The organism is Aeromonas sp. SrichE-2G (genome assembly GCF_017939565.1).
Taxonomy (GTDB): Bacteria; Pseudomonadota; Gammaproteobacteria; order Enterobacterales; family Aeromonadaceae; genus Aeromonas; species Aeromonas taiwanensis.
In genome coordinates this window covers 45558-71314 of sequence record NZ_JAGKRG010000049.1, presented here as the reverse complement: position 1 = coordinate 71314, position 25757 = coordinate 45558, and the positions used below count along the sequence as shown (strand labels likewise).

At 63.5% G+C, this 25757-nt stretch carries 21 protein-coding genes; 8 read left to right on the top strand and 13 right to left on the bottom strand.

Translation table 11 applies throughout. The annotated features are described in order from the left end of the window. Window positions 1-90 precede the first annotated feature (90 nt). Together rnt and J9885_RS15240 are read left to right on the top strand one after the other, a co-directional pair. A complete protein-coding gene (gene rnt, locus J9885_RS15245) occupies window positions 91-750 on the top strand; it encodes a ribonuclease T (protein ID WP_043759816.1) in 660 nt (219 codons plus the stop codon). 265 nt (window positions 751-1015) lie between these two features. Next, window positions 1016-2338 (top strand): Na+/H+ antiporter family protein, encoded by a 1323-nt coding sequence (locus J9885_RS15240; RefSeq protein WP_210549945.1) that lies wholly within the window; start codon window positions 1016-1018, stop codon window positions 2336-2338. Window positions 2339-2433: 95 nt separating this feature from the next. Here J9885_RS15240 and J9885_RS15235 read toward each other — a convergent pair whose 3' ends face one another. The 6 genes from J9885_RS15235 to J9885_RS15210 all read right to left on the bottom strand — a co-directional run bounded on the left by J9885_RS15235 (window position 2434) and on the right by J9885_RS15210 (window position 11349). Then, entirely contained in the window at window positions 2434-4350 is a 1917-nt protein-coding gene (locus J9885_RS15235) for a bifunctional diguanylate cyclase/phosphodiesterase (protein ID WP_210549944.1), read from the bottom strand. A gap of 1 nt (window position 4351) precedes the next feature. Continuing rightward, on the bottom strand, window positions 4352-4834 hold the full coding sequence (locus J9885_RS15230; RefSeq protein WP_210549943.1) for a molybdopterin-binding oxidoreductase: 483 nt from the start codon (window positions 4832-4834) through the stop codon (window positions 4352-4354). A 309-nt stretch (window positions 4835-5143) separates the two neighbouring features. Next, window positions 5144-7036 carry a DEAD/DEAH box helicase gene (locus J9885_RS15225; RefSeq protein ID WP_043759808.1) on the bottom strand — a complete coding sequence of 631 codons (1893 nt, stop codon included), beginning with the start codon at window positions 7034-7036 and terminating at the stop codon, window positions 5144-5146. Between the two features lie 180 nt (window positions 7037-7216). Further along, complete coding sequence (locus J9885_RS15220) at window positions 7217-7678, bottom strand: hotdog fold thioesterase (RefSeq protein WP_210549942.1); 462 nt, start codon at window positions 7676-7678, stop codon at window positions 7217-7219. A 126-nt stretch (window positions 7679-7804) separates the two neighbouring features. Next, window positions 7805-8293 carry a hypothetical protein gene (locus J9885_RS15215; protein ID WP_043759803.1) on the bottom strand — a complete coding sequence of 163 codons (489 nt, stop codon included), beginning with the start codon at window positions 8291-8293 and terminating at the stop codon, window positions 7805-7807. Beyond that, window positions 8293-11349: an FAD-binding and (Fe-S)-binding domain-containing protein gene (locus tag J9885_RS15210; RefSeq protein WP_210549941.1), complete on the bottom strand. Its 3057-nt coding sequence runs from the start codon at window positions 11347-11349 to the stop codon at window positions 8293-8295. The genes J9885_RS15215 and J9885_RS15210 overlap by 1 nt, the downstream gene beginning before the upstream one ends. A 169-nt stretch (window positions 11350-11518) precedes the next feature. On the opposite strand from J9885_RS15210, the gene J9885_RS15205 reads away from it, so the two are divergent. The 3 genes from J9885_RS15205 to J9885_RS15195 all read left to right on the top strand — a co-directional run bounded on the left by J9885_RS15205 (window position 11519) and on the right by J9885_RS15195 (window position 15615). Further along, entirely contained in the window at window positions 11519-12445 is a 927-nt protein-coding gene (locus tag J9885_RS15205) for a cation diffusion facilitator family transporter (protein WP_210549940.1), read from the top strand. A gap of 348 nt (window positions 12446-12793) precedes the next feature. Then, a complete protein-coding gene (locus J9885_RS15200) occupies window positions 12794-14335 on the top strand; it encodes a TerC family protein (protein ID WP_210549939.1) in 1542 nt (513 codons plus the stop codon). A 170-nt stretch (window positions 14336-14505) separates the two neighbouring features. Next, entirely contained in the window at window positions 14506-15615 is a 1110-nt protein-coding gene (locus J9885_RS15195) for an alkene reductase (protein ID WP_210549938.1), read from the top strand. A gap of 96 nt (window positions 15616-15711) precedes the next feature. Here J9885_RS15195 and J9885_RS15190 read toward each other — a convergent pair whose 3' ends face one another. Beyond that, on the bottom strand, window positions 15712-16731 hold the full coding sequence (locus J9885_RS15190) for an adenosine deaminase (protein ID WP_134695633.1): 1020 nt from the start codon (window positions 16729-16731) through the stop codon (window positions 15712-15714). Window positions 16732-16932: 201 nt separating this feature from the next. On the opposite strand from J9885_RS15190, the gene J9885_RS15185 reads away from it, so the two are divergent. From J9885_RS15185 to asnB, 3 genes are all read left to right on the top strand, one after another. Further along, window positions 16933-17682: an HAD-IIA family hydrolase gene (locus J9885_RS15185; RefSeq protein ID WP_210549937.1), complete on the top strand. Its 750-nt coding sequence runs from the start codon at window positions 16933-16935 to the stop codon at window positions 17680-17682. Window positions 17683-17822: 140 nt separating this feature from the next. Further along, on the top strand, window positions 17823-18191 hold the full coding sequence (locus J9885_RS15180) for a cupin domain-containing protein (protein WP_134695634.1): 369 nt from the start codon (window positions 17823-17825) through the stop codon (window positions 18189-18191). 203 nt (window positions 18192-18394) lie between these two features. Next, a complete protein-coding gene (gene asnB, locus J9885_RS15175; RefSeq protein ID WP_043759785.1) occupies window positions 18395-20059 on the top strand; it encodes an asparagine synthase B in 1665 nt (554 codons plus the stop codon). A 138-nt stretch (window positions 20060-20197) separates the two neighbouring features. Here the strand turns inward: asnB and maiA are convergent, their stop codons facing one another. The 6 genes from maiA to J9885_RS15145 form a co-directional block, all read right to left on the bottom strand. Beyond that, on the bottom strand, window positions 20198-20836 hold the full coding sequence (gene maiA / locus J9885_RS15170; RefSeq protein WP_167576661.1) for a maleylacetoacetate isomerase: 639 nt from the start codon (window positions 20834-20836) through the stop codon (window positions 20198-20200). A gap of 72 nt (window positions 20837-20908) precedes the next feature. Further along, on the bottom strand, window positions 20909-21907 hold the full coding sequence (locus tag J9885_RS15165; protein ID WP_043759780.1) for a fumarylacetoacetate hydrolase family protein: 999 nt from the start codon (window positions 21905-21907) through the stop codon (window positions 20909-20911). A 10-nt stretch (window positions 21908-21917) separates the two neighbouring features. After that, the gene (locus J9885_RS15160; RefSeq protein ID WP_210549936.1) at window positions 21918-23066 is read right to left on the bottom strand and encodes a homogentisate 1,2-dioxygenase; all 1149 of its coding nucleotides are present in this window, start codon (window positions 23064-23066) and stop codon (window positions 21918-21920) included. Further along, on the bottom strand, window positions 23059-24189 hold the full coding sequence (gene hppD, locus J9885_RS15155) for a 4-hydroxyphenylpyruvate dioxygenase (protein WP_043759776.1): 1131 nt from the start codon (window positions 24187-24189) through the stop codon (window positions 23059-23061). The genes J9885_RS15160 and hppD overlap by 8 nt, the downstream gene beginning before the upstream one ends. A 240-nt stretch (window positions 24190-24429) precedes the next feature. Continuing rightward, on the bottom strand, window positions 24430-25080 hold the full coding sequence (locus tag J9885_RS15150) for an HAD family hydrolase (protein WP_210549935.1): 651 nt from the start codon (window positions 25078-25080) through the stop codon (window positions 24430-24432). Next, on the bottom strand, window positions 25077-25721 hold the full coding sequence (locus J9885_RS15145; protein WP_210549934.1) for a TIGR01621 family pseudouridine synthase: 645 nt from the start codon (window positions 25719-25721) through the stop codon (window positions 25077-25079). Before J9885_RS15145 ends, J9885_RS15150 begins: the two co-directional genes overlap by 4 nt. Window positions 25722-25757 lie beyond the last annotated feature (36 nt).

The window sequence follows — 25757 nt, the reverse complement described above, 5'->3', positions numbered from 1 at the left end:
GAACCGAACACCCTCCCATATCGGCGGATGAGGGACAAGGGCCTGCTTTTTTGCCATAATGCCGCCTCCTTTCACGCCGACCGAGATACCATGACCGACGCCGTTCACACCCTCAAGGGCCGCTTTCGTGGCTTTTACCCCGTCGTCATCGATGTTGAAACCGCCGGATTCAATGCCAAGACAGATGCCCTGCTGGAGATCGCAGCCCATACCCTCAAGATGGATGAACAGGGCTGGCTCGTGCCCGACCAGATCTTCCATTTTCACGTGACCCCCTTTGAGGGCGCCAATCTGGAGAAGGCGGCGCTGGAGTTCACCGGCATCGACCCCTTCAATCCCCTGCGCGGCGCCGTGGAGGAGAAGGAGGCACTCACCGAGATCTTCAAGGGAGTGCGCAAGGGCATGAAAGAGCAGGACTGTGGCCGTGCCATCATCGTTGCTCACAACGCCACCTTCGATCACGGCTTCGTCATGGCCGCCGCCGAGCGGGCCGGCCTCAAGCGCAATCCCTTCCACCCCTTCGCCACCTTCGACACCGCGGCCCTCTCGGGCCTGGCCCTGGGGCAGACGGTCCTCGCCAAGGCATGCCAGAGCGCCAGCATCCCCTTTGACAACAAAGAGGCGCACTCCGCCCTCTACGACACAGAACGCACCACCGAGCTGTTCTGTCATATCGTCAATCGCTGGAAGAGCCTGGGAGGCTGGCCGCCCGCCAACCCGGAGGAAGCCGCCGGCGAGGCCGAACAGTGAGTGCCTGAACACTCCTGCAACAGGCTGCCCCATGGCAGCCTGTCTGTTTCCAGGGTAGCCAGGCCGCCCATCAGGTCAGACTGCATGCCCTTCTGCCTGGTATGGGCGCCAAAGAGGGACGAGATTCAAGCCCAGATCCATACTCAACGACAAGATGCTGCCGAATCACGGCTATGGCCGATTTTTTTCTCGACATTTGTCACGTTTTTCGCAAACTAACTGCCTTTCACACGACAGACAGCAACACAAACTATAAGGAAATCAAATGAATCCTGTTGTTATCGCAGTGGCGCTGATGCTGGTGCTCAGCCTGCTGCGGATCAATGTGGTGGTCTCCCTCGCCATCGGTGCGATTGTGGGTGGTCTGCTCGGCGGACTCTCCCTCGAGCAGACCCTCAGCACCTTCACCGGTGGTCTGGGTGGCGGCGCCGAGATCGCCCTCTCCTACGCCATGCTGGGCGCCTTCGCGGTGGCCATCTCCCGCTCCGGCATCACCGACTTGCTGGCTCGCAAGGTGATAAGCCAGCTCGGCAAGGATGCCAGCAGCGCCCGCATCCTCTGGGTCAAGAGCCTGCTGCTCGCCTCCGTGCTCGCGGTCTCCATCTCTTCCCAGAACCTGATCCCGGTACACATCGCCTTCATTCCCATCCTGATCCCGCCGCTCCTGCACGTCATGGCCCAGATGCAGATCGATCGCCGCCAGGTGGCCTGCGTCATCACCTTCGGCCTGACCGCGACCTATATGCTGCTGCCGGTGGGTTTTGGCGGTATCTTCCTGAACAACATCCTGGCCAAGAACCTCGTCGACAACGGCGTGCCGGTGGAATACAGCCAGCTGCCGCTGGCGATGGCCATTCCGGTGCTGGGCATGTTCGTCGGCCTGCTTCTCGCCGTCTTCTTCACCTACCGCAAGCCGCGCCAGTATGACCTGCAGAAGATCCTGGCCGCCGAGCCCGAGACGGTGGATCTCAACCTGAACCACATCTGGGTCGCCCTGCTGGCCATCGCCGTGGCGCTGGGCCTGCAGCTGATGACCAACAGCATCGTCCTCGGGGCGCTGGCGGGTTTCGTCATCTTCACCTGTGGCGGCGTCATCAAGTTCCGCGAGAGTCAGGACGCCTTTACCCAGGGGGTGCGCATGATGTCCCTCATCGGCTTCATCATGATCTCCGCCGCCGGCTTCGCCGCCGTGATGAAGGAGACCCACGGCGTCGAGAGTCTGGTGCAGTCCGTCTCCGGCATGATGGCCGGTCACAAGGGGCTGGCCGCCTTCCTGATGCTGCTGGTGGGGCTGCTCATCACCATGGGCATAGGCTCCTCCTTCTCCACCGTGCCCATCATCGCCACCATCTATGTGCCCCTGTGCATCCACCTCGGCTTCTCGCCCATGGCGACCATCGCCCTGGTGGGCACCGCCGGCGCGCTCGGAGATGCGGGCTCCCCCGCCTCCGACTCGACCCTGGGCCCCACGTCGGGCCTCAACGCCGATGGCCAGCACGACCACATCTGGGACAGCGTGGTCCCCACCTTTATCCACTACAACATCCCGCTGGTGATCTTCGGCTGGATTGCCGCCATGGTGCTCTGAGCCCATTCAGGACAAACAGGCAGACAAAAGGCGACCCCCGGGGTCGCCTTTTCTGTCTCTGGTGGCGCGTCAGGAGGTGGGGACGGGTCGACGGGCTAACCCAGCGCCACCGCTTTCATGGCCGTGTCTCGGGCCGCATGACGGCAGCAGAACAGCAGGAACTCCGGCAGCGGCAAGGGCTTCGAGTAGAAGTACCCCTGGATCTCGTCCACCCCGATCTCAAGCACCGCCCTGAGCTCTTCCCAGGTCTCCACCCCCTCTGCCACCACCTGCACCCCCAGCTGGTGCGACAACGTGGTGATGGTCTCGACGAACAGCGCCTGACGGGGATCCTTGTCGATGGCGGTGATGAAGGAGCGGTCGATCTTGAGCTTGTCGAAAGAGAGTTCACGCAGGTAGGAGAAGGAGGACCAGCCGGTGCCGAAATCGTCGAGGGCCACCCGCACACCGGCCTGGCGCAGGGACTGGATGATCTGCTTGCTCAGGGCAATATCGTCCAGGGCAATGGTTTCGGTCAGCTCCACAATCAGCTGGTCCAGGCCCAGAGGGCCCTCCTCCATCTGCGCAGCCAGCGCCGTCGCCAGCCCCATGTTGAACATGGAGCCAGAGAGATTGATGGAGATCTCCAGCGGCTCGAGCAGGGCCGCCGGGAAGCCGGCAAGATCCTGCTGCAACCGCCGGATGATCCACTCCCCCAGCGCCTCCCCCAGGCCGTTCTCTTCCGCCAGCGCGACGATGTCGAGGGGATGTATCGCGCCGTATTCCGGGTGCTGCCAGCGGATCAGCGCCTCGGCGCCGAGCCGCACCACGCTCTGGCTGCGCACGATGGGCTGATAGTCGAGACGAAGCTGCGGGCAGTCCGGAGACTGGATCAGCTCGCGCAACTCGGCCGAGAGCTGGCGCTTGCGCTGGTGGAGCCGGAACATGCTGCTGGAGAAGACCACGTTGCGATGCAATCGCTTGCGCTTGGCGCTGTCGAGGGCAATATCGGCAAACAGCAACATCTCCTCCGGTGTGTGGTTTGGCCGCACGTATTGGCTGATCCCCATGAAGACCCGAACCCGATGGGCAGGGTCCGCCGCAAACACCAGCTCGGCCAGATCGCTGCGCAGCTGCTCCAGAAACGGGAAACGGAGAAAGGCGGGCATGGCCCCGGAGATGATGAGTGCGAACTCGTCGCTGCCGGTACGGGCGACGAAGATCCCCGGGCCAGACGCGCGCCGGATCCGGGCTGCGAGCCCCCTGAGTAGGCTGTCCCCCACCTCATAGCCAAGGCTGTCGTTGACCTCCCTGAAGTGGCCGAGATCGATGAGACAGACGGTGATGGTACTTCGTGACCTCCGATGCCTGGTTCGCTCCTGGAGGTGTTTGATGAGCGCAGCCCTGTTCGGCAATCGGGTCAGGGGATCATTCCAGGCCAGAAAGTGCTGGTGGCGCATCTCGCGAAACAGCAGCAGCAACATCACCATGGTCGCCAGCATCAGGAACCCCAGGATGAAGAAGTTCTGGGCCCGCGACTCGTTGATCAACTCTTGCTGCGCGATGGCGGAGGGCCCGGTGAAGTTCTTCACCATCACGTCCCGTACCGCCTGCATGTCTTCATCCAGTGCCGCCGTCAACGCCTTGAGCCCGGGAGAGTCCGGCTCCCCGCTCACCACCTCCTGTTCGTACGACTCGAAGAGGACCAGTATTCCGCCGACCGCCTTGTCCGCATCGAAGCGTGCCCGAACCGACTTTGCCTCCTCCCCATGCAAAAAGACATCGAGCCGGTTCCAGGCGATGTCAAAGCGCTTGTTCATCTCCTCCCGGCTGACGGCGCGAGCCCGATACAACTTCAGCGCCTCATCGAAGGCGTGGACTTCAAGCTCCAGCTGGGCCAACGACCAGGCGGAGAGCTGGGTGTAGCGTGCCACCGCATTGAAGGCGCGGTCATAGTTCCAGACCGACCAGATGGCGACCCCCAGAAAACTGGTCACCATGAGAAGAAGGGTCAGAAACTTGCCGCGCAGCATCTTATTGGCTCTCGATGGCGGCCAATTGCCACACCATCCGGTTGTGATAGAGCTCCTTGTCAAGTTCGGGATGATCCGAGAGGGGATAGACGATCCAGAGCGGACCCTTGTTGCGCAGGGTCAATGGTTTGCCGTCCTGCTTCTCCGCCAGCAGCACCGCATACTTGTCCCCATCCGCCTTCGGCAGCACAGCCCAGTAGTCATTGATGGCCAGGGCCTTGATCTCCTGACTCTTCAGGCCGTAGGCACCGAGCAGATCCCGCAGCAGCACCCCGCGATAGAGGTGCTCCCCCTCGGTCCAGGGCGTCCCCGTCTTCACCTCCGTCTGGGGCAGCGCCTCGAATTCGGCCCGGGTCAGCACAGCCTCCCCCTTGCCACCGCAGCAGCCATTCCCCTTTATACGGAGGAAGGACTCCTCGGCCGACACCATCCCCGACACGAGACACCCGGACAACACCAGCACCCCGCCAAGCCATTTCCCCATGCTGACCCTCCTTGTCATAGCATTCTGGTGACTGTATTCATCGCACTCAATCGACCCATATGCAAATGCCGGTGTTTCCCTTCAGACCAAAGTCGCACGCAGTCGCCACTCCTCATGGGCGCCGCTGCAGGCCGCGTTGTCTTGCCAGCACCCGATTAGCCAGCTCCGGATTACACAATGTCGGCCCCCTTATCGGCAACGCTGGAGACCCCCGCCCCTTCGCGACATAACCGGGCCGCAGGGCTTGGCCGAATGACGGGCACAAAAAAGGCCGCTCCATGAGCGGCCTCTTGTCAGTGCGATGCGGGCTTAGCTGTCGCGACGCTTGCTGAACTTGCGATCCTTGTTGAAGCCGCCTTCACGACGATCCTTGTTGAAAGGACGGTCGCCCTGGGGACGGCGATCCTTGTTGAAAGGACGGTCGCTGCGGAACGGACGATCACCGCGCGGCGGACGGCTGCTGGTGTTGCCACCGGCCGGCACTTCGGTGTAGCGGCTGATCTGCAGCGGGCGCTGGCAGACACGGGCCTTCTTGATCACCTCAAGCACCTCGGGGCTGATGCCTTTGGGCAGGTCCACGGTGGAGAAGTCGTCTGCGATGTCGATGTTGCCGATGAAGCGGCTCTCGATGTTCGCCTCGTTGGCAATGGCGCCGACGATCTGGCCCGGCTTGACGCCGTGATGGGCACCCACGTCTACGCGGTAGCGCTCCATCTCCACGTCCGGGTTGTCCTTGAGCGGACGCGGCTCCAGGGAGGGCATGCGACGGGCCGGACGATCGCCACGGTCACCGAAGTCACGACCACCGCGGTCGTTGAACTCACGACGCTCGAAGCCACCGCGATCGTTGCCGGCATTGAGCAGCGGATCCGGGATGGAGTCATCCAGCAGCAGCGGCTGGTCGCCCTGTACCAGCTTGGCCAGCGCAGCAGCCAGCTCCAGCGGATCGGCAGAATCCTCTTCGATCAGCTCGTTCACCAGGTTGTGGTAGATCTCGAGCTCTTCGCCCATCATGGTTTCGCGGATGCGCTCCTTGAACTTGGCCAGACGGTGCTGGTTGATGTCCTCGGTGCTCGGCATCTTCATCGGCTCGATGGCCTGACGGGTCGCGTGCTCGATGGCGCGCAGCATGCGGCGCTCGCGCGGCGCCACGAACAGGATGGCCTCGCCCTTGCGACCGGCACGGCCGGTACGGCCGATACGGTGAACGTAGGACTCGGTGTCGTAGGGAATGTCGTAGTTCACCACGTGGGTGATGCGCTCGACGTCCAGACCACGGGCGACCACGTCGGTGGCGATCAGGATGTCCAGCTGGCCCTGACGCAGCTTGTCGACGGTACGCTCACGCAGCTTCTGCGGGATGTCACCGTGCAGGGCTTCACAGGCGTGGCCGCGGGCGGCCAGCTTGCCAGCCAGCTCTTCGGCGGCGTTCTTGGTGCGTACGAACACCAGCAGGGCTTCGTAGGATTCCACTTCCAGCAGACGGGTCATGGCGTCCAGCTTGTGCAGACCGGTCACCTGCCAGTAGCGCTGGCGGATGGTGGTGGCGGTGGCAGTCTTGGAAGCGATCTTGATCTCTTTGGGCTGCTTCAGGTGCTTCTGGGCCACGCGACGGATCTGCTCCGGCATGGTGGCAGAGAACAGGGCAACCTGACGGCCGGACGGGCACTGGTCCATGATCCAGTCCACGTCGTCGATAAAGCCCATGCGCAGCATTTCGTCCGCTTCGTCCAGCACCAGGGCTTTCAGACCGGAGAGGTCCAGGTTCTTGCGACGGATCAGGTCCATCACACGGCCCGGAGTACCCACGACAACCTGAGCACCGCGACGCAGGGCGCGGGTCTGGGTTTCGTAGGAGGCGCCGCCGTAGATGGGCAGCACGTGGAAATCAGGCATGTGGTGGGCATAGCGTTGGCACGCTTCAGCCACCTGCAGGGCCAGTTCGCGGGTCGGCGCCAGCACCAGGATCTGGGTGTTGCGGTTACCAGCTTCCAGACGAGACAACAGAGGCAAGGCAAAAGCAGCGGTCTTCCCTGTACCGGTTTGTGCCTGCCCCAGCAGATCGTGGCCCGCCATCAGGTGGGGAATTGCTGCGGCCTGGATGGGGGACGGGCGCTCATAGCCCACGTCCTGCAGCGCTTTCAGTACAGGCGCGGCCAGTCCAAGCTCACTAAAAAGGGGCAGTTGTTCGGTATCAGACATAGATTCTTCCAGATTAAGGCAGGCGGCTAACACCGCGGAATAGCAAAAAGGCGGCGATTATAGCGCCACTTTGTTCTGCTGTCTTGAAAAATGTGATAAGCCTCTCAAGACGTTGGCAATTATAGAGGGATCTGACGAGTATGGCTTGCTTATTTTTCACTCATGGTGCGTTATTGCCGATCAGACTGCGCCGGAGTCCCGTTCCCGCTTGTGTTTGAGCACCGCCATGGTGAGTCGGCTGGTGCACAATAAACGACCACGTTCATCGCGAATTTCTATCTGCCACACCTGGGTCGTCGCCCCCAGATGCAGTGGCGAGCAGCGCCCCGTCACCACCCCTTCCCGTTTGGCCCGCAGGTGGTTGGCATTGACCTCCAGCCCCACACAATAGCTATCCTCCCCCACCGCCATATTGGCGGCCAGAGACCCGAGCGTCTCCGCCAGCACCACGGACGCCCCGCCGTGCAACATGCCGAGCGGCTGATGGGTGCGGTGATCCACCGGCATGGTGGCCTCGAGCCAGTCGGGGCCAAAATCGGTGTAGGCGATGTCGAGGTGAGCCATCAGGGTGTTGCGGGAGCTGGCATTGAGCCCCTCAAGGCTCATGGGCTTGCGCCAGATGGGGGCGTTCTCTTGACTCATGGCGAGCGGACTCCTGGTATGATCAACGGGTTATCGTCGAGCTTTGTCGGCGAACGTGCAGTGTCGGCGAAAAAGGCTGGAAAAAAAAGATGCCCCGCGTGGGGCATCCGGTATCCGGGCTGGAGCTCACCAGGGGTAGGTCACCCCGGGCCACTCGACCCAGGGCATCTCTCGCCCCGGCAGACGCGGCTCGGGCCAGCGCCACACTTTGCCAAGCCAGGCGCGCAACTCGGCCTCAAGCTCGCCATCGGTGAGCGGCGCCTCGGCCACCTTCCAGAAAAAGAGCTCCACCTGCACCTCTGGCAACACGGAGGGATAGAGGTAGACACCGCCCCAAAACTGCGGCTCCCGCTCCGGGCTCCAGAGGCCATAGGCAAAAGAGCGCTTGGCCAGAAACTCTGACTCCTGCCACTCCAGATCCGCCTCGTGCTGGCTCAGGCTGAAGTCGGCCGAGGGCCAGGGGTCGTTCGGCCGAAACAGCTGGTGGAGCTGCTCCCGCTCGCGCAGGATGGCGACAAACTCCAGCACCGCCTGGGAGGGCGTGGCAGGCAGCAGCAGGAAATGCGGGTGCCGATACGCCTTTGGCACCCGGAATCCCTTGGGGAAGCTGAGCATCAGACCAGTTCCAGCAGGGCCTGCAGCGGGTGCCTGAGCTTCTCCCCCTCCATCCGCTTGACCTGGCTGCGGCACGAATAACCGGTGGCAAGGCAGCGCTCCTTGGGCAGGCGTGCCAGGGGCTCGGCCCAGCTCAGACCGTAGATCCCTCTGGAGTTCTCCACCTGCCTGGCGTCGTGACCATAGGTGCCTGCCATGCCGCAGCACCCGACCGAGACCGGCTGCAGCCTGGCGCCGAAGCGGCTGAACAGGGTGCTCCAGTCGCCGTGGGTCGACGGCTTGGCGGTCTTCTCGGTACAGTGGGCGAACAGATACCAGGGCTCGGCGGCGACCTCTTCGCGCACCGGCAACGCATCCGCCGGCAGGGAGAGCAGCCACTCCTGGGGCAGCAGCACCTGGAAGTTGCCGCGGGCCGGGCCCAGGGCCTTGGCATACTCATCCCGATAGCAGAGCACCAGGGAGGGATCCACCCCCACCATGGGAATGCCCAGCGCCGCCACCTTGTTGAGGAACTGGGCGCTGCTCGCTGCGGTGCGGGCGAAGGCGCGCAGGAATCCCTTCACGTGCTGGGGCTTGCCGTTGGGCTTGAACGGCAGCAGATAAGGCTGGTAGCCGAGCTTGCTGGCCAGTTTCACCAGGTCACGCACCACGGGGGCGTCGTAGTAGCTGGTGAAGGGATCCTGCACGATGAGCACCACTTTTTTACGCTGCTCGGGGCCCATGGCCTCGAGGCCCGGCAGGTCGAAGTAGCGGGCCTTGTGATCGCGCAGCTCCTCGGCCAGGGTCGGCACGGAGAGCAGCGGCACGTCCACCATGCCGATGCTCTTCTCGGCCGCCTTCTGGGCCCACTCTTTTTCGAGGAAAAAGTTGACCAGCTTGGGCACCTTGGCGAGCAGGGGGGTATAGCTCTCCACTGTGCCGACGAAGTAATCCTTGGGGCCACGCAGGTAGCGGCTGTGATAGAGCTGCATAAAGCGGGCGCGGAAGGTGGGCACATCCACCTTGATGGGGCACTGGCTGGTGCACGCCTTGCATGCAAGACACCCCTCCATCGCCTCCATCACCTCGTGGGAGAAGTCATACTGGCCCCGAGCGCGGGCCACCGTATTGCGGAACTTGTCGACAATCTGCTTCACGCGCAGACCGCCGCTTTGCAGCGCTACCTCCTCACTCAGGGGATCGAACCCCTGCTCCGCCAGCTGGCGCAGCCATTCGCGCATCAGCCCTGCCCGTCCCTTGGGGGAGTGACGCCTGTCCTTGCTTATCTTGACCGAGGGGCACATGGGGGAGTCGGTCTCGAAGGTGAAGCACAGACCGTTGCCGTTGCAGTCCAGAGCCCGGGTATAGCTTTCCCGCACCGCGACCGGGATCTGCCTGTCGAACTTGCCGCGCTTGGGCCCGTCCACCGAGACAAGCGAAGCGCCGCTGCCATAAGGCATGCAGATCTTGCCCGGGTTGACGCGGTTCTGGGGATCGAAGGCTCCCTTGACCCGTTGCAGCTCCTCCCACAGCTCGCCGAAGAAGGCGGGACTGTATTCGGAGCGGAATCCCTTGCCGTGCTCCCCCCACATCAGGCCGCCGTATTTCGCGGTGAGCGCCACCACCTGATCCGAGATGCGCCGCAGCAACACCTCCTGCTCGGGGTCGCACAGGTCCAGCGCCGGGCGCACGTGCAACACCCCCGCATCCACATGGCCGAACATGCCGTAGTCGAGGCCATGGGCATCGAGCAGGGCGCGAAACTCCATGATGAAGTCTGCCAAAGACTCCGGCGGCACCGCGGTGTCTTCGGTGAAAGCCACCGGCTTCTTGCGCCCCTCGGCGTTGCCGAGCAGCCCCACCGACTTCTTGCGCATGCCGTAGATGGTCTCGATGCTCGGCAGGTGGTCGCACACCTGATAGCCGATGACCCCGGCCTCTCCCCTGGCCAGCAGGCCATCGATGCGCCGGCACAGCTCGGCTACCTTGGCCTGGTGCTCGGCCTCGTCGGTGTCCGCAAACTCGACGATGTTGAGCCCCTGCAGATCCTTGCCCGGCACGTCCTGGATGAGATCCTTCACCGAGTGCCAGATGATGTCAGCCCGGGCCAGCCCCAGCACGCGGGAGTCCACGGTCTCCACCGACAGGGCGTGAGCCTGCACCATGAAGGGGGCGTTGCGCAGCGCCGAGGGGAAGCTGTCGTATTTGACGTTGACCAGGGTCCGGTAGCGCGGAATGGGGGTGATGTTGAGCCTGGCTTCGGTGATAAAGCCCAGAGACCCTTCCGAGCCGCACAGCACCCGGCTCACGTCCAGGGTGTCGCTCTCGGGGATATAAAGGTGCTTGAGATCGTATCCGGTCAAGAAGCGGTTCAGCTTGGGGAAGGTCGCCTCGATGTCGGCGCGCCGCTCCTTGCCGATACGATAGAGGGTGCGATAGATCTCCCCCTCGCGGCTCTCCAGGGCCAGCTTGTCCGCCAGACGCTGGCCGGTCACCGGCTCGGTGACCATGATGTCGCCATTCTCCAGCACGGCCTTGAGGCCCAGCACGTGATCCGAGGTCTTGCCGTAGACGAGGGACCCCTGCCCGGAGGCATCGGTGTTGACCATGCCCCCCAGGGTGGCGCGGTTGGAGGTAGAGAGATCCGGTGAGAAGAAGTAGCCATGGGGTTTGAGGTAGGCGTTGAGCTGGTCCTTCACCACCCCGGCCTGGGCCCGTACCCAGCCCTCGTCCAGATTAATTTCCAGGATCTGGTTCATATGGCGCGAGAGATCGACGATAATGCCGCCGCCCAAGGACTGACCATTGGTGCCGGTACCGCCGCCGCGAGGGAAGAAACTCAAGGCCGCGTATTCGGGCCCCTGGGCCAGCTTGAGCATCACCGCTATATCATCCGCGCTGCGCGGATAGAGCACCGCCTGAGGTACGACCTGATAGACGCTGTTATCCGTCGCCATCGCCAACCGGCTTGCATAAGACTTTTCGATATCACCACGAAATGCTGAGCGCGCCAGCAACTCAAGAAACTGCAGGGTTGTAGGTGACAAACTGTCCTGGTAATCGAGTCTCGGGATCATGAATCCTTGTTCCCTTCCTTTGCTTGATGCCGGAGTTCCGGCGACAACGACCGTTCGGGCCAGCCTCTTCGCGGGCTCCCGAACCAGTCCGCTCACATGTGAGCGGGCAGTATATCAGCTAGAAAACCGCTTGCGCGCGCAATCTTCACCATTTGAAAGGAGGACTTTTATGGCTCATTACAGCCATGTTATCAGTACGCTTATCCGCACCGAAAAACAGGCGCTGACCCTGTCGCTGTTTGGTTGCATCACCTTTGCCATCTTCGGGATCGGCTATGGCCTCTTCGTCGGCTCCAACGCCATCATGCTCGACGGCATCTTCACCCTGTTCAGCATGGGCATGACGGGCCTGGGTCTCATCACCGCCTACCTGGTCACCCGCCCCTCCGACGCCCGCTTCCAGTACGGCTACGCCCACTTCGAACCCATCGCCAACGTCATCAACGGCGCCATCATTCTGCTGCTCTGTCTCGGCGCCCTCTATGGCGGCATCACCTCCCTGCTGGCGGGGGGACGGGAGATAGACCTCGGCCATGCCCTCATCTACGCCGCCGTCTCCACCTTCTTCTGCGGTGTCCTCTACCTCATCGAGGCCGACGTGGCCGAACGGGTCAACTCCGAACTGGTGCGGGTGGACTCCAAGGAGTGGCTGGTGGATACCCTGCTGAGCGCCACCCTGCTCGTCGGCTTCCTGGTCGCCATCGGCCTCGATGCCATCGGTCATGGCCACTACAACCGCTACATAGACCCCGTGCTGGTCTCTCTCTTGGCCCTGTGCGCCACCCTCATCCCCGTCAAGGTGCTGGGTCGCAACCTGCGGGAGGTGCTGAAAATCGCTCCCAAGGGGGACGTATCCCGCCTGGTCGCCCACGAAGTCGAGGCCCTGCGCCAGCGCCATGGCATCGAGTGCTACAGCCACCTGGCGAAGAGCGGCCGCCGTTTCGATCTCGAACTCAACATCCTGGTGGCCCCGGGCCAGGAGTGGCCCGTCGAGCGTCAGGACGCCCTGCGTCAGGAGCTCTGGTCCCGCCTCGGCGACACCCTGGGGGATGCCTGGCTGTCGGTCTGCTTCACCCGGGAGAAACGCTGGCTCTGATCCCGACCGACGACCCGATCGCACGCGGGGCCGACAGGCCCCGCGTGAAAATCCCTTGATGCGGCTGATGCGCACGCCGCCAGCCCGTCCCTCCCCCTGGCAACCCCCTCGTCACAGGGCCATCACAGACCTATTGCCAAATGGCTGCGAGCCGTTATCATCAGGGCTCACTTTTGACCCGAGGTTTTATTGCCCATCATGGACAATCCCCGAAGTAGCCCTTCGTCTTTCCCCATCAAAGCCTATCTGTACCTGCTCAACCAACGCCTCTGACGAGATGCCCAGCTCTCCACGGTCCCCTTGCCGTGACCCATATTCGCCGCATCTGTTTTAACTGAGGTTTATTACATGGAATTCTTGCTGGACCCCTCTATCTGGGTCGGTCTGCTCACCCTGATCATCCTGGAAATCGTACTCGGGATAGACAACCTGGTCTTCATCGCCATCCTGGTGAAAAAACTGCCCCCCGCCCAGCGGGACAAGGCGCGCATCATCGGCCTCTCCCTGGCCCTGCTGATGCGCCTGGGGCTGCTCAGCGTCATGTCCTGGCTGGTCACCCTGACGACCCCCATTCTGCATGTCTGGGATCACCCCTTCTCCGGTCGGGATCTCATCCTGATGGGAGGCGGTCTCTTCCTGCTGTTCAAGGCGACCTCCGAGCTGCACGAGCGGCTCGAGGCCAAACCGGAGGAGCAGGGGGCGACCGGTGTCTATGCCGGGTTCGGGGTGGTGATCGCCCAGATCCTGGTGCTGGATGCGGTCTTCTCCCTGGACTCCATCATCACCGCCGTCGGCATGGTGGATCACCTCGGCGTCATGATGGCCGCCGTGACCATCGCCATGGTGGTGATGGTGCTCGCCTCCAAGCCCCTGACCCGCTTCGTCAACGCCCACCCCACTGTGGTGGTGCTCTGCCTGAGCTTCCTGCTGATGATCGGCTTCAGTCTGGTGGCGGAGGGCTTCGGCTTCCACATTCCGAAGGGCTACCTCTATGCGGCCATCGGCTTCTCGGTGCTCATCGAGTTCTTCAACCAGCTGGCCCAGCGCAGTGCCCTGCGCCATGAGGCCCGCCAGCCCCTGCGCGAGCGCACCACGGCTGCCATCTTCAAGTTGATGGGGGGCAACAAGCGCCCCGCACACCCGCAAGAAGACGAAGAAGAGGAGCAGGATGCCCCCCTGCCCCCCGGCTTCGGTGAGGAAGAGCGCTACATGGTGAGCGGCGTGCTCTCCCTGGCCGAGCGCTCCATCCGCACCATCATGACCCCCAGGGCCGAGATGGAGTGGATCGACGTGAATGACAGCGCCGAGGAGATCCGCACCCTGCTGCAGCGGGCCCCTCACAGCCTGTTCCCGGTCTGCGACGGGGAGCTGGACGAGATCATCGGGGTGGTGAAGGCCAGGGATCTGCTGTTTGCCCTCAACGAGGGGCAATCCCTGGCCGAGCTGGCCAGACAGAACGACCCCATAATCGTGCCGCAGACCATCAACGTGATCCGCCTGCTGGCGGAGCTGCGCCAGGCACGCGGCAGCCTCATCTTGGTGGCGGACGAGTTCGGCGTCATCCAGGGGCTGGTCACCACCCACGACCTGCTGGAGGCTATCGTGGGCGAGCTGCCGGACGAGGACGAGGCCCCAGACGTGGTCATCGATGGCGCAGGCTGGCTTATCAACGGCAGCACCAACATCCACCAGGTCGAGCAGGCCCTGAACTGCGACGGTCTGGTGAGCGAGAGCGACGAGTACGTGACGCTGGCGGGCATGCTGCTCTCCCACTTCGGCAGCCTGCCCGAGGCCGGTCAACAGCTGCACCTCGGCCAGTTCCGCTTCGAGGTCATGGGGGTGAGCGAGCGTCGCATCGAGCGGGTTCGGGTGACCCCTATCGACGCCTGAGCCAGAGTCGCCATATGACAAGAGGGTCCCCGGGCCCTCTTTCTCGTGGTGTCCGCCACGGGATCAGGGCTATTGCTGTGAAAACGGCAATTCTCTTCTGCAATCTCCCCTCTTTTTCGCAATGGTCATCACCGCTAGAGTCTCCTCCATTCCAACACGAGGAGTTCACCATGAACCACGATCCCCTGTTCTGCCCCCTTCGCCTCGGCCAGTTGCACCTCAACAACCGCATCGTCATGCCCCCCATGACCCGCTCCCGCGCCAGTCAGCCCGGCGATGTGGCCAACGCCATGATGGCGACCTATTACGCCCAGCGTGCCGACGCAGGCCTCATCATCAGCGAGGGCACCCAAGTCGACCCCATGGGCAAGGGCTATGCCTGGACGCCGGGGATCTATAGCGCCGAACAGGTGGCCGGCTGGAAACGGGTCACGGACGCCGTGCACGCCAAGGGGGGGACCATGTTCGCCCAGCTCTGGCACGTGGGCCGGGTCACCCACCCGGACAACATCGGCGGCGCCCAGCCCATCTCCTCCTCCGCCATTCAGGCGAAAGGGGTCAAGGTGTTCGTCGACAACGGCAGCGATGCCCCGGGGTTTGTCGAGACGGTCACCCCCCGCGCCATGACCCAGGATGACATCGACGCCGTGGTGGGGCAGTTTCGCCAGGCGGCCCGCAACGCCATGGAGGCGGGCTTCGACGGCATCGAGCTGCACGCCGCCAACGGCTACCTCATCAACCAGTTCCTCGACTCCGAATCCAACGCCCGCACCGATGGCTACGGCGGATCCCTTGAGAACCGGCTGCGCTTCCTGAAAGAGGTGACCGAGGCGGTGAGCCAGGAGATCGGCGCCGATCGGGTTGGGGTGCGCCTCGCGCCGCTCACCACCTTGAACGGCACAGTGGACGCCAATCCGCAGGAGACCTATCTGGCCGCCGCCCGCCTGTTGGGCCGCCTCAATGTCACCTACCTGCACGTCGCGGAAGCGGATTGGGACGACGCTCCCCTGATGGCAGAGAGCTTCAAACAGGGGCTGCGGGATGCCTTCCCCAACACCCTCATCTATGCGGGCAAGTACGACGGTGAGCGGGCGCGGGCCGCCATCGAGGCGGGCTGGGCGGACATGATAGGCTTCGGTCGCCCCTTCGTGGCGAACCCGGATCTGCCGAACCGGCTGCGTCACGGCTACCCGTTCGCCCCCCACGATCCCGCCACCCTGTTTGGCGGCGGCGAGAAGGGGCTGACCGACTACCCCGTCTATGAGGCCGAAGGGGCCTGATCCTCGGCCGCCCCCCGAGACGAGAGAGGCCCGCCATTTCTGGCGGGCCTCTCTTTTATTACGCATATTGCGCGGGCGGCAGGCTGGCGCAGGCCATCAGTGCAGGATCACCCCGTGGGTCGCGGCATAGCCACGGATCTCCCGGGTCAGGCGCACCTTGTCTGCCAGATCGAGCCAGCTGGCCTCCACCGCATTGAGGCACAGACGGCAGAGCTGCTCCCGGCTCGCACCGAGCCCCTGCACCAGAGCCCGGAAGTTCGCCCCCATGTAGCCGCCGAAATAGGCCGGGTCGTCGGAGTTGATGGTGACGCAGAGCCCCTGCTCCAGCAGGTGCAGCACATTGTGGTGCGCCATCTCGTCGAACACCCTGAGGCGCACGTTGGAGAGCGGACAGACGGTGAGCGGCAGCCGGGTATCCGCCAGGTAGCGCACCAGCTCGGGCTCGTCGCTGCAGCGCACCCCGTGATCGATGCGCCGGATCTGCAGCTCCTGGATGCTCTGCCAGATGTAGTCCGCCGGCCCCTCCTCCCCCGCATGGGCCACCGCCGGCAGTCCCAGCTCGCGGCATCGGGCAAACACCCGGGCAAACTTGCCGGGGGGATTGCCCAGCTCGCTCGAATCCAGACCAATCCCGTGCAGACGCGCGAGGTGCGGCTCGGCCTCTGCCAGGGTGGCGAACGCCTCCTCTTCGCTCAGGTGGCGCAGGAAGCTCATGATGAGCCGCCAGCTGATGCCGAAGGCCTCTTCGCCATCCTTCAACGCCCGCTCTATGCCGCCGAGCACCGTCTCAAACGGGATGCCGCGGGCGGTGTGGGTCTGGGGATCGAAGAAGATCTCCACGTGGACCACGTGATCCGCCACGCAGCGCTCGAGGTAGGCCCAGGTGAGATCGAAGAAGTCCTGTTCGGTGACCAGTACGCTGGCCCCCTGATAGTAGAGGTCGAGAAAAGATTGCAGGCTGTCGAACTCATAGGCGGTGCGCAGGCTCGCCACGTCGGGCCAGGGCAGCGCCACGCCATTGCGCCGGGCAAGGGCGAACATCAGCTCGGGCTCCAGGGTGCCCTCGATGTGCAGGTGCAGTTCCAGCTTGGGCAAATCGGCAATAAAGGTATCCATGGTGACGGCTCCATCGTCAGATCCGGTTCGGGCGCGGCCAGGGCGACGCCCTCCTTCCCTTTCATTGTGCACCCATCTGTCGCGCCGAGGGAGACTTGTCATCAAAGCACCTTATAATGGCGACACAAAAACCATAACCGATTGAAGACATTAAAAGGTGGGAGCCTTCGCCCCCGCGCCTGTGCCCGACAAGGAGTATTCATGAAGAAAAGCGTCATCTGCGACATCGACGGCGTCATCCTGCACAACAACGATCTGGTGCCCGGTGCCGATCGCTTCGTCCACCGCCTGCTGGAGCAGGGCAGCAAGCTGCTCTTTCTCACCAACTACCCGGCCCAGACCCAGAAAGATCTGCAAAACCGCTTCCGCTCCGCCGGCATCGAGGTACCCGAGGAGTGCTTCTACACCTCCGCCATGGGGACCGCCGATTTTCTCAAGCGCCAGGATGGCAAAAAGGCCTATGTGATCGGTGAAGGGGCCCTGACCCACGAGCTCTACAAGGCCGGTTTCACCATCACCGACATCGACCCCGACTTCGTGGTGGTGGGCGAGACCCGCAACTACAACTGGAGCATGATGCAGCTCGGCGCCAAGTTCGTGGATCAGGGTGCCCGCTTCATCGCCACCAACCCGGATACCCACGGTCCCCTGATGTACCCGGCCTGCGGCGCCCTGTGCGCCCCCATCGAACGGATGACCGGCAAGAAGCCGTTCTACGTGGGCAAGCCGAGTGCCTGGATCATCCGCGCGGCGCTCAACCGGATGGAGGCCCACTCCGACAACACCCTCATCATCGGCGACAACCTGCGCACCGACATCCTGGCAGGCTTCCAGGCCGGTCTCGAGACGGTACTGGTGCTCTCCGGGGTGAGCAAGGTGGCGGACATCGACCGCATGCCGTTTCGACCGAACCACATCTTCGACTCCGTGGTCGACATCGACATCGTCTGATCCCCTCGCCACCTCGCCCGGACGGCAACCCACCAGCACGGCCCCCTTGGCAAGGGGGCCGGCATCGTTTAACGTAAGCGCAACATTGTTAAACAAACTAAACGGGAGCAGGATGCTCCCCGCCACCGCAAGGACGCACCATGAAGAGCCTGAACGACTGGATCCTGCTGGACAAGCACGCCGTCTCCCCCACCCCGCTGATGCCGGCAAGGGATCGCATCAGGGCGGGCAACCCGTCTCAGATCGCCTGGAATCACTACTCCGACCCCAGCCAGCAGTTTCACGTGGGCTTCTGGTCCTGCGAGGCAGGCCGCTGGGCCGTGCACTACACCGAGCACGAATACTGCCAGATGCTGGAGGGCGAGGCGTGCATCCACGACGGTCAGGGCGGCCAGCTGCACCTGAAACCCGGGGATCAGTTCGTCATTCCCGCCGGTTTTGTCGGCGAGTGGGAGACCCTGGTCCCCTGCCGCAAGCTCTACGTGATCTTCGAACCTGCCGCGACCTGACGCGCACGTCAACCTCACTCCCTTCCCCGGCGACCGGACGGTCGCCATCCCCTGGCGCAGCTTGACGCTTACGGCATGATTTTCTGCGGTTTTCCCGCTTGCAAAAGGGTTTTCCGCTAGGCATTGTGATTGGCGAGGAATGTAAATGGAATTTCGAGCCCAAACGTGGGGGGCTCATATAAAAATCAAGAGGATTACCGCCAATGTGTTCTATTTTCGGCATTCTGGACATCAAGACCGACTCCGCCACCTTGCGCAAATCGGCCCTGGAGATGTCCAAGCGACTGCGTCACCGCGGGCCTGACTGGTCCGGCGTCTACAGCTCCGACAAGGCCATCCTGGTGCACGAGCGCCTGGCCATTGTCGACCCGGGCAACGGCGCCCAGCCCCTGTACAACCCCGAGCGCACCCACGTGCTGGCCGTCAACGGCGAGATCTACAACCACAAGGAGCTGGAGAAGAACCTCAAGGTCGACTTCCGCTTCCAGACCCACTCCGACTGCGAGGTGCTGCTAGCCCTCTACAAGGAGAAGGGCCCCGCCTTCCTGGACGATCTCAACGGCATCTTCGCCTTCATCCTCTATGACGCCGAGCAGGATGCCTACCTCATCGGCCGCGACCACATGGGGATCATCCCTCTCTATACCGGCCGCGACGAGCACGGCAACTTCTATGTCGCCTCCGAGATGAAGGCCCTGGTGCCGGTGTGCAAGAGCGTCGAAACCTTCCCGCCGGGACACTACCTGTGGAGCAAGGATGGCGAGCTCAAACAGTGGTACAAGCGCGACTGGATGGAATACGGTGCGGTCGAGCATAACCAGAGCGACAGAGCCGAGCTCAAGGCCGCCCTGGAAGCGGCGGTCAAGCGCCAGCTGATGTGTGACGTGCCCTACGGCGTGCTGCTCTCCGGCGGTCTGGATTCGTCCGTCATCTCCGCCATCACCAAGCTCTACGCCGCCCGCCGGGTCGAAGACGACGGCAAGAGCGAAGCCTGGTGGCCCCAGCTGCACTCCTTCGCCGTGGGTCTGGAAGGCTCCCCGGATCTCGCCGCCGCCCGCAAGGTGGCCGACCACCTCGGCACCATCCACCACCAGATCCACTTCACGGTGCAGGAGGGCCTGGATGCCCTGCGGGACGTCATCTATCACCTCGAGACCTATGACGTCACCACCATCCGCGCCTCCACCCCCATGTACCTGATGGCGCGCTACATCAAGGCCATGGGCATCAAGATGGTGCTCTCCGGCGAAGGCTCCGACGAGCTGTTTGGCGGCTACCTCTACTTCCACAAGGCGCCGAATGCTAAAGAGTTCCACGAGGAGACGGTGCGCAAGCTGTCTGCCCTGCACCTCTACGACTGCCTGCGGGCCAACAAGTCCATGGCCGCCTGGGGCGTGGAGGGTCGCGTGCCCTTCCTCGACAAGGAGTTCATGGACGTGGCGATGCGCCTCAACCCCGCCGACAAGATGTGCGGCAAGGGCAAGATCGAGAAGCACATCCTGCGCGAAGCCTTCGAGGATCTGCTGCCCCACGAGGTGGCGTGGCGCCAGAAGGAGCAGTTCTCCGACGGCGTGGGTTATTCGTGGATCGACAGCCTGAAAGCCATGGTCGAGCAGGAAGTGACGGATCAGATGTTCGAGGCGGCGGCGTTCCGCTTCCCCATCAACACCCCGCTCACCAAGGAGGCGTACTACTACCGCGCCATCTTCGACGAGCACTTCCCGCTGGAGTCCGCCGCCCGCACCGTGCCCTACGGCAAGTCGGTCGCCTGCTCCACCCCGACCGCGCTGGAGTGGGATGCCAAGTTCAAGGAGATGGCCGACCCGTCCGGTCGCGCCGTGATGGACGTCCACCAGCAGGGTTACTGAGCCAAGGCACAGCCCCGGATAGCAGAAAGCCCCTCCTGAGAGGGGCTTTTTCATGTCAGCGATTCGTCACGGCGTCGCAGCTATCGCCCGATCTGTCAAACGCGGCACTGTGCGCCTACCGAAACCGATGCCCTGGCATCAGACCTGCGCATCCGGCTGATTGGCGGGGGCGGCCTTGATAAAGGCCTGCAGCTGCTCGCAGTTGGCGACGATGCGATTGATGGTGGGGTAGTCGTCCAGGGTCATGTCGAAGCGACGGGCGTTGTAGACCTGGGGCACCAGCATGCAGTCCGCCAGGGTCACCTCGTTGCCGACGCAATAGATGCCGGCGGTGGTCATCAACAGCTGCTCCAGGGCGCTGAAGGTCTCGTCAATCCAGTGGCGATACCAGGCCGCTTCCTGCTCCTTGCCCGCCCTGAAGTGCTCCCCCAGGTAGTTCAGCACCCGCAGGTTGTTGAGGGGGTGAATGTCGCAGGCGATCATGTTGACGATCTGGCGCACCCGGGCCCGCTCCAGGGGGGCGGACGGCATCAGGGGGTGAGCGGGGTAAGTCTCGTCGAGGTACTCCATGATGGCCACCGACTGGCCGACCTGCACCTCGCCGTCCACCAGAAAGGGGACCAGCCCCTGGGGATTGATCCGGCGGTAGGCTTTCTCCCGCTGCTCTCCCTGCCGTAGATTGATCGGATGCTGCTCGTAGTCGAGCCCCTTGAGCTGCATCACGATCCGCACCCGATAACTTGCCGATGAACGCCAATATCCAAACAACTGCAACATAGTCTGTCCCTGTGTTGGCAGGTGCAAGGGCACCCGCCGCTCGCTGGCCGGCCTCTGTCCTTGCCGGCTTTCTTACTTCGTCTGGCTGGCGTCCGCCGGCATGACCCGCTGCAAAATGGTGCCAAACAGACTCAGTCCGTTGCGATCCTGCATCGCGATGGACACTGTATCACCAAAGCGCAGGAAGGGTGTAGTGGCTTGACCAGACTCGATAATTTCCAGCATCCGCCGCTCGGCGAGGCAGGAGGAGCCGGCACTTCTGTCGTAGTTGGAGACGGTGCCCGAGCCGATGATGCAGCCCGCCCCGAGGGGTCGGGTCAGGGCGGCGTGGGCGACCAGTTCGGGGAAGTTGAAGGTCATGTCCACCCCGGCGTCGGGGGCACCGAACAGGGCGCCGTTGAGATGGGTCAGCAGCGGCAGATGCACCTTGCCATCGTGCCACGCCTCCCCCAGCTCGTCCGGGGTGATGGCCACCGGCGAGAAGGCGCTGGAGGGCTTGGACTGGAAGAAGCCAAATCCTTTGGCGAGCTCGCCGGGAATGAGATTGCGCAGGCTCACGTCGTTGACCAGCATCAGGAGCTTGATGTGGCTGGCGGCCGCCTGCGGGCTGGTGCCCATGGGCACGTCGTCGGTGATGACGGCCACCTCAGACTCGAAATCGATGCCCCACTCCTCGGAGCCCATCACGATGGGACCCCGCGGCGACAGGAAGCTGTCCGAGCCCCCCTGGTACATCAGGGGATCGTGCCAGAAGCTCTCCGGCATCTCGGCGCCACGCGCCTTGCGCACCAGCTCCACGTGGTTGACGTAGGCGCTCCCGTCCGCCCACTGGTAGGCCCGTGGCAAGGGGGAGAGGCAGGCGTTCTGATCGAAGGGGAAGGCATCGGGACAGTCGCCGTCGTTGAGCCGCTGATAGACGAGCGCCAGTTGCGGCGAAAGCTCTGCCCACTCGTCGAGGGCCGCCTGCAGGGTGGGCGCCAGCTCGCTGACGTGCACCGCCCGGGTCAGATCGCGGCTGACCACCGCCAGGACGCCGTCCCGTTTGCCATTGTTCAGGGTTGCCAATTTCATGGGGAATTCCTTATTTGCCGCTGGTGCCTGGGCGCTGCCAGCTGGTGACATATTGACTGTTTTCGGCCTTCTCGCAGATCTCGCCGACGATGAGGGCGTCCCGGGTATCGAGCATTACCGCCACCTCGTCGGTGAACGTCTTGGCATGGGCCAGGCCCGCCGCAAACGCCTTGGGATGGGGGCCGTGGGTGAAGCCGGCGGGGTGGAAGGTGACCATGCCCCGCTCGATGTTGTCCCGGCTGAAGAAGTCCCCCGCGTGGTAGAAGAGCACCTCGTCGAAGTCGTCGTTGCTGTGGTAGAAGGGCACCCGCAGCGCACCGGGATCGCTCTCTATGGGACGCGGCACGAAGGTGCAGATGACGAACCGGCTCGCCACGAAGGTGGAGTGGGCCGAAGGCGGCAGGTGGTAGCGGTGACTCATCAGCGGGCGGATGTCGCGCCAGTTGAGGCGCACCACGCAGAGATCCCCGTGCCACCCCTGGGCATCCAGGGGGTTGAACGGCCAGGTGACGACCGAGACCTGGTTGTGGCGCTTGATCTGCAGTGACCAGGGGTTCTCGTCCTGCTGGGCCAGGAAACGCTCGTCGATGGCGGGCACGTCCAGCGCCGCCGGATCGAAGATGGCATGGTTGCCCACCAGCCCCTTGTCTGGCAGCTGATAGCTGTCGTCCGTCGCCTCTATCATCAGGATGAAGAGCGGCGCCGTGGGTTCGATGCGCCACATGGTGCCACGGGGGATCACCACGTAGTCCCCATCTCTCAGGGTCAGGTGGCCGTAGTCGCAATAGAACTCGCCGCCCCCCTCGTGGATGAACAGCAGCTCGTCGCCGTCGGCGTTGCGCACCAGGAACGGCATGGGCTCATGCAGGCGCCAGATCCGGTAACGGCAGTGGGGGTTGCTGAGGATATCCGGCATCACCCAGGGGGAGAGGGAGCGGACCTCCTCTTGCAAGTTGTTGAGGTCGAAAGCCCGCGGTCGCAGCGGCCCCTCCCACTGGATCCAGTCGGTGGGGGCGTGCTTGTGGTGCATGTGGGTGGCCGGGCCGAAGAAGCCCGAGCGCCCCAGCTCGCGTTCGTAGATGGCCTGCTCGGGCAGATCGGCGTGGGCCTGGCGGGAGTGGGTCCCCTCCCGATGGGGGAAGCTTATCCAGTTACGCATCGCGCTGTGCTCCGTTTTTCTCGCCCTGCGTGGCGCCATCCAGCACGCCGCGGCGGATCTGGTCCAGTTCGATTGATTCGAACAGTGCCTGGAAGTTGCCCTCCCCGAACCCCTCGTTCCCCTTGCGCTGGATGATCTCGAAGAAGACGGGACCGATGACGGTGTCGGTGAAGATCTGCAGCAGGATGCCGTCCTTCGTCGGCGAGCCGTCGATGAGGATGCGCAGCGCTTTCAGCGCCGCCAGATCCTCCTGATGCCCCTCGACCCGGCGGTTTACCCCCTCGTAATAAGTATCCGGGGTCGGCATAAAGCCGGTGCCGCGCCCGCGCAAGGTGCGGATGGTCTGGTAGATGTCATTGGAGGCGAGTGCGATGTGCTGGATCCCCTCCCCCTTGTACTGGCGCAGGTACTCCTCAATCTGGGACTTGTCGTCCGCCGACTCGTTGATGGGGATGCGAATTTTGCCGCAGGGTGCCGTCATGGCGCGGGAATGCAGGCCCGTCAGCTTGCCCTCGATGTCGAAGTAGCGGATCTCGCGGAAGTTGCCGATCCGCTCGTAGAAGTTGGACCAGAGGTTCATGTTGCCGCGGTGGACGTTGTGGGTCAGGTGATCGATCTCATAGAGCCCAGCGTCCACCTCGGCCATGCGCGCCTGCCAGTCCGGGTAGAAGACGAAATCCACGTCATAGATGGATCCCCGCTCGCCGTACCTGTCAACAAAGGAGAGCGTGCTCTCGCCGATGCCGTAGATGGCGGGGATGTTGAGCTCCATGGGCCCTATCTTGCCGACAAAGGGCTTGGCTCCCTGGGCGATGGCGTACTGCTGGGCAAGGCCCGCATCGGCCACCCGGAACGCCATGCCGCACACGCTCGGGCCGTGGGCCCTGGCGAACTCCTCCGCCTGGGAGTGGGGCTCGGCATTGACCACGAAGTTGATGTCACCCTGGCGATAGAGCCAGCACTGCTTGTGCCTGTGCTTGGCCACCTCGGCAAACCCCAGGGAGACGAACAGTGCCTTGAGGGCCGCAATGCCCTTGAGATCCGGGGCCGTGTACTCGACGAATTCGAAGCCATCGGTCCCGAGGGGGTTGATGGTGTGAGTACGGGAAGAGGGGGTGGTCATGATGCGCTCCTTGCGATGGGCTGATGACGAAACGGGTCACACCGGAAGGACGCTACAGACAGCCACCACCGGCGTTGTTAATAACTTGTTTCATTAGAGGTATCGGCACGACGAAAGAGAAGAGGCAGACATCAGATAGTTGGGCGGAGGTCGCCGCCACAAGATGTAAATGAAATGTGACATTGAGGCCGCGACCTTGCGGACAGCCTCCGGCGGGGTCGCCAGGCTGTCAGCTTTGCCTTACAGACGCCAGGTTTTCACCCTGAGGTGAGGCAGACGGGCCCGGGCCTGTTGCAGGCGACGGTGAGTGGGATTGACGAGCCAGGCCGCTCGCCCGAGCGCCAGCAGCGGCAGATCGTGCAAGCTGTCGCTCAAGGCAAGAGCGACGTCGAGCTGCCGGATTTCCGGCAGCAGCTTGCGCGACCCATGGCAGTAAACACGGGGGACCAGGCCGCCGGCGCGATAGCACATCCGTGAGCCGATGATGCGGTGAGGAAGCTTTGGCAAACGCCGATGGAGCTGGGCGCGCACCAGGGCACGGGGACTCGCGGAGATGACCCAGCAACGCGCCCCTTCCCCCATCAGGAGAGCGCGCGCCTCCGGGTACAGGCCGGGCCGGGTGAGGCTGTACTCCCGCACCAGAGCGCGCCACGCCAGGGGAGAGAGCCCCAGGGTGATGGCCCACCAGATAAGCGTGAGCCCCCGCCGGCGCAGGCGGGGCAGCAGATAGACAAGCCCGCCCAGCGCGATCACCGGCCACAGCAGCAGCGGCCAGCCACGGCGGCGCAGGATATGGCGCAACAAGCCGGCGTGGCTGTCACCGGGAGCCAGGGTGTCGTCAAAATCCGCCAGGATCCAGCCCGAACCTGGGGTCCGCTTTTGATCGCTCACTCGGCCAGGCCCGAGATGGCGGTGTGCAACTCGGGCAGCAAGAAGCGCTCTCCCTCGTCGGGCGGGCAGACGACGTCGAACGCCTCCCCTGCCAGGGTGAAGGCGAGGCGCCAGGCGTGCAGGTAGCCGCGATCGGCCGCGGTCCCGCCGTAGCGCTCATCCCCGAGAATGGGGGCCCCTATGCTCTTCAAGGCCACCCGGATCTGATGGGTCTTGCCGGTCTGGGGCTTGATGCGATAGAGGCGCAACCCCTCCTGCACCGACACCGAATCGAACCAGCTGATGGCGGGATTCTCCTGGGTACGGGTCAGCATCCAGCTGCCGCCACGCCCCTTCTCCATGTCTCCCTTCACCCAGCCCTGCTTCTTCTTCGGCTTGCGATCCGAGAGCGCCAGATACTGCTTGCTCACCTCCCTCGCCGCAAACGCCATGCTGAGGGCGCGGTTTGCCTCCGGGGTGCGGGCCAGCAGCACCAGCCCGGACGTCATCTTGTCGAGGCGGTGAACGGGGTAGAGTTCCAGCCCGGTGTCGGCTCGCACCAGATTGACCAGACCCGGCTCGCCGGCGTCGTCGTGCATGCCAAGACCCGGGCTCTTGTTGATCACCAAGAAATCTTTGTGCTGCAGCTGTATCCGGTACATGTATAACCCTTTAGAATGTAATATGTTAAAAAATTG

Bases quoted from the DNA above. Each gene is read 5' to 3' on its own strand.
- rnt (WP_043759816.1), top strand. From the start codon at position 91: ATGACCGACGCCGTTCACACCCTCAAGGGCCGCTTTCGTGGCTTTTAC.
- J9885_RS15240 (WP_210549945.1), top strand. From the start codon at position 1,016: ATGAATCCTGTTGTTATCGCAGTGGCGCTGATGCTGGTGCTCAGCCTG.
- J9885_RS15235 (WP_210549944.1), bottom strand. From the start codon at position 4,350: ATGCTGCGCGGCAAGTTTCTGACCCTTCTTCTCATGGTGACCAGTTTT.
- J9885_RS15230 (WP_210549943.1), bottom strand. From the start codon at position 4,834: ATGGGGAAATGGCTTGGCGGGGTGCTGGTGTTGTCCGGGTGTCTCGTG.
- J9885_RS15225 (WP_043759808.1), bottom strand. From the start codon at position 7,036: ATGTCTGATACCGAACAACTGCCCCTTTTTAGTGAGCTTGGACTGGCC.
- J9885_RS15220 (WP_210549942.1), bottom strand. From the start codon at position 7,678: ATGAGTCAAGAGAACGCCCCCATCTGGCGCAAGCCCATGAGCCTTGAG.
- J9885_RS15215 (WP_043759803.1), bottom strand. From the start codon at position 8,293: ATGCTCAGCTTCCCCAAGGGATTCCGGGTGCCAAAGGCGTATCGGCAC.
- J9885_RS15210 (WP_210549941.1), bottom strand. From the start codon at position 11,349: ATGATCCCGAGACTCGATTACCAGGACAGTTTGTCACCTACAACCCTG.
- J9885_RS15205 (WP_210549940.1), top strand. From the start codon at position 11,519: ATGGCTCATTACAGCCATGTTATCAGTACGCTTATCCGCACCGAAAAA.
- J9885_RS15200 (WP_210549939.1), top strand. From the start codon at position 12,794: ATGGAATTCTTGCTGGACCCCTCTATCTGGGTCGGTCTGCTCACCCTG.
- J9885_RS15195 (WP_210549938.1), top strand. From the start codon at position 14,506: ATGAACCACGATCCCCTGTTCTGCCCCCTTCGCCTCGGCCAGTTGCAC.
- J9885_RS15190 (WP_134695633.1), bottom strand. From the start codon at position 16,731: ATGGATACCTTTATTGCCGATTTGCCCAAGCTGGAACTGCACCTGCAC.
- J9885_RS15185 (WP_210549937.1), top strand. From the start codon at position 16,933: ATGAAGAAAAGCGTCATCTGCGACATCGACGGCGTCATCCTGCACAAC.
- J9885_RS15180 (WP_134695634.1), top strand. From the start codon at position 17,823: ATGAAGAGCCTGAACGACTGGATCCTGCTGGACAAGCACGCCGTCTCC.
- asnB (WP_043759785.1), top strand. From the start codon at position 18,395: ATGTGTTCTATTTTCGGCATTCTGGACATCAAGACCGACTCCGCCACC.
- maiA (WP_167576661.1), bottom strand. From the start codon at position 20,836: ATGTTGCAGTTGTTTGGATATTGGCGTTCATCGGCAAGTTATCGGGTG.
- J9885_RS15165 (WP_043759780.1), bottom strand. From the start codon at position 21,907: ATGAAATTGGCAACCCTGAACAATGGCAAACGGGACGGCGTCCTGGCG.
- J9885_RS15160 (WP_210549936.1), bottom strand. From the start codon at position 23,066: ATGCGTAACTGGATAAGCTTCCCCCATCGGGAGGGGACCCACTCCCGC.
- hppD (WP_043759776.1), bottom strand. From the start codon at position 24,189: ATGACCACCCCCTCTTCCCGTACTCACACCATCAACCCCCTCGGGACC.
- J9885_RS15145 (WP_210549934.1), bottom strand. From the start codon at position 25,721: ATGTACCGGATACAGCTGCAGCACAAAGATTTCTTGGTGATCAACAAG.